The sequence below is a fragment of the Paenibacillus sp. N119s genome, assembly GCF_059447605.1.
The window spans coordinates 1-9,260 of the sequence record NZ_JCAJRU010000203.1; the positions used below are offsets into that span (position 1 = coordinate 1).

The following is a 9,260-nucleotide window of genomic DNA, read 5'->3' on the forward strand; positions in this document are numbered from 1 at the left end:
AGACGATTATCAATAAAGGATGGAATCCATATCCATTGGTGCGATATTCGGAGCGACCAGATGTTGTGGCTTCGCATATTATGGAAGGAAGGCTCGTTATTTTCGTTGATACCTCACCCAGTGTCATGATTTTGCCTACCACTTTTTTTGACCTGTGTCAGCATGCAGAAGAGAATCGGCAAACCGCATTTATGGGAAGCTATTTGCGCTGGGTACGTTTTATAGGCATATTTGCCTCAATGTTCTTGCTTCCGATGTGGTTGCTCATGGTTATCAATCCCGAATTAAAACCGGCGTTTCTCGATTTTATCGGTCCTCAAAAGCAAGCACATCTTCCGCTGATTGCCCAATTTATCATTGTGGAACTAGGGGTCGATCTTATGCGGATGGCAGCCGTGCATACTCCGACGCCACTGGCCTCTGCTATGGGTTTGATCGCAGCCATTCTGGTGGGTGATATCGCGGTTAAGACGGGGCTTTTCGTAAATGAAGTTGTGCTATACATGGCAGTTGCTGCCATAGGAATGTTCGCAACACCGAGCTATGAGCTAGGACTTGCGAATAGACTGATTCGACTTTTCCTGCTGGTTGTTGTTGCTATTTTTCACGTACCGGGCTTTGTCGTGGGTACGACACTGATCATTTTGATGCTGACGCTGCATCGGTCATATAATTCTTCCTATTTATGGCCGTTTATCCCCTTTAATGCCAAGGCGTTAGCTTCCATCTTGTTCCGTATGCCTGTACTTAATGCGCCTAACCGCCCGTCATTTAATAAAACAAGGGACAATACGCGTATGCCCCATTCGGATACCAATACAGATTCGAACTCAGGCAATGGACAGGAGCATTAATGTAAATGATCTGCATAAAAATCCATTGTTCTTGATGTTTTTTTTGCTATACTGGTGTAAACATTCGATGGAATATGACTAGCTTGTTCCAGAAAGAGAGGCGCCAGAACATGTATTTGCATGGAAGCAGTAAAATTAACAGCAATGGACATTTGGAGATTGGCGGATGTGATACCACGCTTTTGAAAGAGCGTTTTGGCACGCCGCTATATATTGTAGACGAACAGTTAGTCCGTCGGCGTTGCAGGGAATTCATGGAAGCATTTCGTGAGACCGGTTTGAAATTTCAAGTGGCTTATGCAAGCAAGGCATTTTGTGTGATGGCGATGTGCGCTTTAGCTGCTGAAGAAGGAATGTCGCTCGATGTCGTTTCCAGCGGAGAGTTGTTCACAGCACTGCAAGCAGGATTCCCGGCTGAGCGAATCCATTTTCACGGTAATAACAAGACGCCGGAAGAAATTGAAATGGCATTAGAGGCGCAGATTGGCTGCTTTGTTGTTGATAGCGAGATGGAATTGCATTTGTTGCAGGCCCTTGCCTCTGAAAAAGGACAGCAGGTGAATATTTTACTGCGGGTTACGCCAGGGGTTGAAGCGCATACGCATGAATATATGGCTACAGGTCAAGAAGATTCAAAATTTGGCTTTGACATTGCAAACGGTACAGCACGTCAAGCGGTCGAACAGGCGATCAAGCTGGACCATCTTAATTTGCTGGGAGTACATTCTCATATCGGTTCGCAAATCTTCGAAGTTAATGGCTTCCAAATGGCTGCGGAGCGGGTCGCAGCTTTTTCCAGGGAGATTAAAGAACAGCTACAGTATTCCTTCAAGGTGATTAATCTCGGTGGAGGATTTGGCATCCGCTACACAGAGGAGGACACACCGCTGAATCTATCCACCTATGTAAAGGCGATCAGCGCAGCAGTGAAAACTCATTTTTCAGGACTTTATGATGAGCTTCCAGAAATTTGGATTGAGCCGGGGCGTAGTATTGTAGGGGATTCAGGTACGACCTTGTATACAGTAGGAAGTATCAAGGATATTCCGCAGGTTCGTAAATATGTTTCCGTAGACGGCGGAATGACAGATAATCCACGTCCTGCACTGTATCAGGCCAAGTATGAAGCGATGCTGGCTAATCGCGCACAAGATGCGAACGAAGAGACGGTATCCATTGCAGGCAAATGCTGTGAAAGCGGCGATATGCTTATTTGGGATGTGGAGCTGCCTCGTCCGAATAGCGGGGATTTGCTCGCTGTTGCCTCAACCGGAGCTTATAATTACTCCATGGCGAGCAATTATAACCGGATACGTCGCCCAGCAGTTGTATTTGTCAACAACGGGGAGGCCGAACTGGTAGTGCGTCGGGAAACGTACGAGGATATCGTTCGCAATGACGTTATTCCACAGCGCTTGGTTCGTGATCAAGCTAGTTCAGTGGCTCAGCCCAACGCCAAAATTACGGTTTCGTCCTGAATTTTGGAATTCTAAAATCAAGCAGGCCATTGCGTCGGTAATCAGAGACCGGGACAATGGCCTTTTTTTTGGACAAGGCTTTGCTAAGCGCGCCAATTCATAGTAAACTGGAACTTGATGTTATTTAGTTCTCAAAACAGGTTGAAAAGGAGATACAAACAATGAAAAAAGGTAGAATAGATCTTGAAAACGGCGGCATCGTCGAAATTGACTTTTTCCCAGAAGAAGCTCCAAACACCGTTGCTAACTTTGAAAAGCTGGCAAACAGTGGTTTCTACAACGGTTTGAGCTTCCACCGCGTCATCCCAGGCTTTGTTGCTCAAGGGGGTTGTCCGATCGGTAACGGTACAGGCGGTCCTGGCTACACAATTGACTGTGAAACAGCTACGAACACAACCAAGCATGCCAAAGGTGTTCTGTCCATGGCTCATGCAGGTCGCAATACCGGTGGCAGCCAATTCTTTATTTGCTACGCTCCACAGCCGCATTTGGATGGAGTACATACTGTATTTGGTAAAGTAACCAAAGGTATGGAATTCATTGATGCTGTAAAACAAGGCGACAAAATGAAAGAGGTTAAAGTATTTGACGCGTAATTTTACCGTCACATGCCTTCCCTATTTTGAATAGCGTTGCTCGTAAGCCGCTCTGTCTTTGGACAGGGCGGCTTTTGTTGTCTTTTGTTTGACGGTTTGCTAATTTTCACAATCACGTACGTATTACAGTGCGTAAGATCACATTCGAAAAGTAAGTGTTGTGATAGCCTTTTCACAAGAGTGCATATTTCCATTTATTTTATATGAGTGTTCAAGCTCAGTAAGAGTTGGAAAAGAAGGGGGCTTATCACATTGTCTATTTTAACGCGCACAAATCGACTCGGATTTTTTGAAATCCGGCTGGAATCCATTGGTGGACTCGGCGCAAATCTGGCTGGCAAAATGTTGGCCGAAACCGGGGTACTTGGTCTGGGACTGAATGCTTCAAATTTCTCATCCTACGGTTCGGAAAAGAAGGGATCTCCGGTTAAAAGCTTTGTTCGCTTCTGTGAGCCGGAGGTGGATATTCGCGATCACAGTCCGATCGAGCAACCGCATGTGGTAGGCATTTTCCATGAAACGTTATACAAAACGGTAAATGTAATCAGCGGCCTGCCAGCAGATGGGATTGTAGTGGTAAATTCCACACGTCCGGCAGAAGAAATACGGGCTGATTTGGGACTGGAATCCGGTACATTAGCAGTGGTGGATGCGATGGGCATTGCACTGGAAGAGCGGACCAAACTAAATACGTCCATGCTTGGTGCCTTGTTCCGTGTCTGTGACTTCCTGGACCCGGAAGCAATGAGATCGGTTATTCGCAGTACTTTTGAAAAGAAAAATCCACAATTAGTGGAACCTAATCTGCGCACATTTAATCGTGGTTTTGAAGAAATGCAACTACATGTATATCCGGTTACTGCTGACGCGCAGGATCGGGTTTTCGAACGTCCGCAGCCTTTGCTAGGGTACGACACTCAATTGCTAGGGGGCGTTATTGCCACTCAGGGCAACAGCATGACGAAAGATGTTAGTGGTTCACGCCAGGGTTATGTACCTGAGTATGAAGCTGATAAATGTACTCATTGTGCCAAGTGTGATTCGATTTGCCCGGATTACTGCTTTGTATGGGAAGAGCAAGCAGACAAACGCGGAAGAATGATGCCGTTTTTGCAAGGGATTGATTACCAGTATTGCAAAGGGTGTCTGAAGTGTGTAGATATTTGCCCGTCGGGGGCATTAAGCTCGCGTCGCGAGCAATGGGGCTGGGCGGAGCAGAATCGCATTGCCCACCAATTTCCAGTATATGAAGGAGGGCGTGCGTAATGGCAAAGCTGGAGGAAGAACTCAAACAGACGGGCGCCGCACAAGTGACAACATTCGAATCCGGTAATGAAATGGCAGCTACAGCGGCTGCGCAGATCAACTATCATATGATGGGATATTTCCCGATTACGCCGTCGACTGAGGTAGCACAGTATCTGGATCAAATGAAAACGCGCGGTCAGCATAATATTAAGCTAGTCGCAGCAGATGGAGAACACGGATCGGCAGGGATTTGTTATGGAGCTGCGGCGGCCGGAGCACGGGTTGTCAATGCCACCAGTTCACAAGGTTTCCTGTACATGCTGGAGCAGTTGCCTGTCCAGTCAGGTACCCGTTTTCCTATGGTTATGAATTTGGTGACACGTGCAGTCAGTGGTCCCCTGGATATTCGAGGGGATCATTCGGACCTGTATTATGGTTTGAATACAGGCTGGGTTATATTGACAGCGAGTACGCCACAGGCTGTGTATGATATGAACATCATGGCCCTAAAAATCGCAGAGCATAGCGATGTACGATTGCCAGTAATGGTCGCGTATGACGGGTTTTATACGTCCCATCAAAAACGCAAAGTGCAATATTTTGCCGATGCAGAGACCGTACGCGATTTTGTAGGCCCCAACCCGAACCTGAATTATCCGAATATTACGGATTTTGATCGTCCTGTCACTGTGGGTGCGCATATGAACGGCGATGACCTGACGAATAATCACGCTCAACTATCCAAAGCGTTGAAGCTTTCAGAAGGAGTATATGAGCAGGTAGCAGCAGAATATGCCGCTTTATCCGGGCGGGAATATCCGATTTTGGACCTGTATCATATGGAGGATGCTGAGGTTGCGGTCTTCCTGCTGAACTCGGCGGCCGAATCGGCCAAGGATGTGGCGGATCAACTCCGCACGCGCGGCATTAAAGCGGGCGTGATTCGTCCGAATATCATCCGTCCATTCCCTGCTGCACAATTGCGGGAGGCATTGCGTCATGTCAAGGCGCTGCTGGTGGGTGAACGTGCAGATTCATACGGATCAGATGGCGGTAATTTGACGCACGAAATCAAGGCGGCGTTGCAGGAGGACCCGTTGAACCAAACCATCGTGTTAAGCCGTATCTTTGGCTTGGGTGGTAAGGACTTTTATGCGGAAGATGCAGAGGCCTTCTTCCAGCTTGCGATTCAGGCGGCAGAGGCTGGACGCGCGGAGAAGCCTTTTGATTATTACGGAGTTAATCCAGGCTCTCCAGACAAGGTGATGCCGCAAGTCATGCAGCCACCACGTGGCAATGCATACCGTACGGGTCTGATTCAGGTTACGCCGGACGAGGCGACTGGGAAGCTCAAGGTCAAGGTACCCCCTTTGCGTTCGTTGACAACCAAACCTCGCCGTCTTACACCGGGTCACGGAGCTTGCCCTGGTTGTGGGGCATTGTCTGCGCTGGAACTGTTTTTTAAAGGGATTGAAGGCGATATTGTCGTACTGTTCCAGACCGGCTGCGTATATGTGGTTACGACAGGGTATCCATATACATCACACAAACAACCGATGATCCACAATCTTTTTCAAAACGGGGCCGCTACAATTTCAGGAGCGCTGGAAGCTTACATGGAGATGAAGCGACGTAATGAAATTGAGATATCCGATGATCCAACCTTTATCATGATTAGTGGTGACGGCGGGATGGATATCGGTATGGGGTCTGCAATTGGTGCGGCTCTGCGTAACCATAAACTAATTATGCTGGAATATGACAACGAGGGGTACATGAATACAGGTTCGCAGCAATCGTACTCCACTCCAATGGGGCATATGACCAGTACGTCGGGTGTAGGGAAAATGCAAAAAGGGAAGCAAGGGCATCATAAGGATACTGTACAAATCATGGCCGCCTGTAACATCCCGTATGCTTTTACAGCAGCCGAAAGCCATCCGCAGGATATGCTTCGCAAAGCGGCCAAGGCTCAATGGTATGCCAACAACGTTGGTACGGCTTATGGTAAAATTCTGTGCGCTTGCCCGCTCAACTGGAAATCCGAAGACAGACTGGGTACTAGCATCGTAGGCGCCGCAGTTGAGTCTTGCTTCTTTCCTTTGTACGAAATCGAGCAGGGAAGCACGACGATTACGTACAATCCGGAAGACAAGGGAAAACGGATTCCAGCTGCAGAATGGCTAAAATTAATGGGTAAAACGAAGCATCTTCTCAAAGAGGAAGCAACGCTGGCTGCTTTTGAGCAGGAGATTGAGCGTCGCTGGACCATTCTGAAAAAGAAACATGAAATTTCGGAGCTATAATTTTAGTTTTTTTGCATAATAAATGTGTAACATTGTTAGCCGCTGTTTCGGCACCGGTCTGATAAAGATTCCTTGCGCTTGCTGCGCCAGGAATCTTTTTTTGCGTTTATGGGTTGAAGCATAAAAAAACAGGTAATGATTTCCGATATAGGAGTGGAGGCCTATAGGAGGCACGTTATAAAGTTTTCTTTTGAATTTTAAGATGCAATGAGGTGCAGGTAATGATTAAGCTGAATACAGTTGAAATAATTGAAATTATAAAGAAGCAAATCCCCAAGGTCATGAACATCACGCCAGTGGAACTTAAGTTTACGGATGATTTTGGACGGACATCGCTAGCGGCGACAGAACACAAATTCACACTGACGAATCAGCATTATTCTGCCAAGGTGATGGATTGCGTGTTAGAAACACAGGTGCGCCCTATTTTAATGTGTGAAATTATTTATTTTCTAAAATGTGAGTTTATTGATGGACATGTAGATGTACGACTGGAATATGAAGCATGTTCTGAGGGAGGGCGAGAGCCTGTTGCCTCAGCCGTTATTACCTTTGACCATGCTACACAGCTTGGCGTTGACGAACTGGCTGACCTGATTGATTTGGCGCTTCATATGAATGATAAAACCTGGTTTGAAGAACTCTCCAGTCAATATGTCAAAACCATTGCGGGAGCCTCCGTTAGGTAACTTGCTTTTTTTAGAAGTCGGTGCTAATATACTTAACAAGTTTAGTGTTAATTCAATTAAATAAGAGCAAATCCTTCGGGGCGGGGCGAAATTCCCCACCGGCGGTGATGACATGTATGTAAATCGCTTTTGCGAAATTACCATGTCTTAGTCCGTGACCCGGATGCTGAACAATCAGCAGAAGGTGGACCTGGTGCAATTCCGGGACCGACAGTATAGTCTGGATGGGAGAAGGATACGAAGCGCATGTGGCTGACTTGACATGTGCCAATTTTTAGCATACGTAAATGCAGGTAGAGCTTATTTCGTTATAGGACAGCATCGAATGACAGCTATTTAAGCTTTCTTTTTGATAGACGTTCTGAGCGTTATTAGCTGTATCATTAACCATGCTTTCTTTTGGCAATCCTATGATTTCATGTCATTTTAGACGTAATTATTTGCGCTTGTATACTACATATGTGACTCTCATCACCCCCATGACGGATTGAATCCTGACTGGGGGTTATTTGCGCTTATAGCGGGTGAATTAGGGATAAACTGAAATATAGTGAAAGGAGTGAAAGCATGTTTACCGGTTTGGTCGAGGAAGTGGGGCGCATTCAAAGTATCTCTAAAAGCGGTGAAGCGATGGTGCTGGGGATTTCGGGTTCTGTGGTATTGGGCGACTTGAAAATAGGCGACAGTGTCTCAGTGAATGGTGTCTGCCTGACAGCAATACAGATTGGGACTAAAGATTTTAAAGTTGATGTGATGCCGGAGACTTTCCGCAGCAGTAATCTCAGAGAACTCAGATCCGGCAGCCGAGTCAACCTGGAGCGGGCGATGGCGGCAAATGGAAGGTTCGGAGGACATATCGTACAGGGACATGTGGACGGAACGGGGACGATTCGCAGCGTAACATCAGACCAGAATGCGGTTGTGTTCGAAGTTGAGCCTTCTGATCAAGCGCTATTTAAATATGTACTCCTCAAAGGGTCAATTACAATTGATGGTATCAGCCTCACAGTCGCGCAGCGTACGAGGAATAGCTTTGCCGTATCCATTATCCCCCACACTTTAGCCGAAACGGCCTTACAAGCCAAACATGAGGGAGATACCGTGAATATTGAATGTGACATATTGGGCAAATATGTGGAGCAGCTTTTAAATTACAGAGGTTCAGCACCGATGGAGAGAGCAGATCAGGCTCCGCTTAGTTTGGACTATTTGGCGAAACACGGCTTTGCCTGATACAGCCTAATATACCTGTTAGGGAATTTATATCAGGAGCATTCATAGCGCAAGATAAAAGGAGGAACGGAATATGGATAGAGGCATCCAAACAAGTGCAACGGCAAACATCTTAGAGCAGGGCGAGTTGCACCATGACGAAGAGATTCGATTGGATTCCATCGAAGAAGCTTTGGAGGATTTAAAAAACGGCAAAGTCGTTATTGTAGTGGATGATGAACAGCGGGAAAATGAAGGCGACTTTATCGCTTTGGCTGAAAAAGCATCGCCCGAGGTCATCAATTTCATGATTACAGAAGGTCGCGGGTTGGTCTGTGTGCCGATCACACAGCACAGAGCTGAGGCATTGGAATTGCATCCTATGGTAGAGCAAAATACAGATTTTCACGGTACTGCCTTTACGGTATCGGTAGATCATATGAAGACAACAACCGGGATTTCAGCGGCCGAGCGTTCTTTGACTGTTCGGGCCTTGGCCGACGAAGCAATCACGGGAAACGATTTTCGCAAACCTGGTCACATGTTTCCGCTCATCGCTCGAGATGGTGGAGTCTTGCAGCGTGCTGGTCATACTGAAGCGGCTGTCGATTTGGCTCGGCTCAGTGGCTTTAAGCCTGCCGGGGTCATTTGCGAAATCATAAAGGAAGATGGCTCGATGGCCCGCTTGCCTGATTTGGCTGTGATCGCCAAGCGACATCAATTGAAGCTGATCAGCATTCAGCATTTAATCGACTATCGTCGTCGTTTGTCATTGTAAATAATTCATAAAAAAGAGAGGTTGATCAACATGGCACGTTTTCTGGAAGGTAATCTCGTATCGAGTGGTTTGAAGTATGGTATTGTAGTGGGCAGATTC

8 protein-coding genes and 1 riboswitch are annotated in these 9,260 nt (G+C 46.8%); all 8 genes read left to right on the forward strand.

From position 1 onward, the window contains the following. Positions 1-854, forward strand: an 854-nt coding sequence (locus AC5V8P_RS19715) for a spore germination protein (protein WP_495473795.1), incomplete at its 5' end; no start/stop codon positions are given. 110 nt (positions 855-964) lie between these two features. Then, positions 965-2,332: a diaminopimelate decarboxylase gene (gene lysA / locus AC5V8P_RS19720; RefSeq protein WP_064796376.1), complete on the forward strand. Its 1,368-nt coding sequence runs from the start codon at positions 965-967 to the stop codon at positions 2,330-2,332. A gap of 161 nt (positions 2,333-2,493) precedes the next feature. Next, positions 2,494-2,928, forward strand: a complete 435-nt coding sequence (locus AC5V8P_RS19725) for a peptidylprolyl isomerase (RefSeq protein ID WP_007430881.1) — start codon at positions 2,494-2,496, stop codon at positions 2,926-2,928. A 252-nt stretch (positions 2,929-3,180) separates the two neighbouring features. Beyond that, entirely contained in the window at positions 3,181-4,194 is a 1,014-nt protein-coding gene (locus AC5V8P_RS19730; RefSeq protein ID WP_064796377.1) for a 2-oxoacid:acceptor oxidoreductase family protein, read from the forward strand. Beyond that, positions 4,194-6,482, forward strand: a complete 2,289-nt coding sequence (locus AC5V8P_RS19735; RefSeq protein ID WP_064796378.1) for a thiamine pyrophosphate-dependent enzyme — start codon at positions 4,194-4,196, stop codon at positions 6,480-6,482. The genes AC5V8P_RS19730 and AC5V8P_RS19735 overlap by 1 nt, the downstream gene beginning before the upstream one ends. Before the next feature lie 221 nt (positions 6,483-6,703). Then, positions 6,704-7,171, forward strand: a complete 468-nt coding sequence (locus AC5V8P_RS19740) for an IDEAL domain-containing protein (protein ID WP_063213525.1) — start codon at positions 6,704-6,706, stop codon at positions 7,169-7,171. Positions 7,172-7,238: 67 nt separating this feature from the next. Beyond that, a riboswitch (FMN riboswitch) is annotated at positions 7,239-7,411 on the forward strand. 327 nt (positions 7,412-7,738) lie between these two features. Next, on the forward strand, positions 7,739-8,404 hold the full coding sequence (ribE, locus tag AC5V8P_RS19745; RefSeq protein ID WP_063213524.1) for a riboflavin synthase: 666 nt from the start codon (positions 7,739-7,741) through the stop codon (positions 8,402-8,404). Between the two features lie 73 nt (positions 8,405-8,477). Beyond that, positions 8,478-9,161 carry a 3,4-dihydroxy-2-butanone-4-phosphate synthase gene (gene ribB / locus AC5V8P_RS19750; protein ID WP_081276772.1) on the forward strand — a complete coding sequence of 228 codons (684 nt, stop codon included), beginning with the start codon at positions 8,478-8,480 and terminating at the stop codon, positions 9,159-9,161. Positions 9,162-9,260 lie beyond the last annotated feature (99 nt).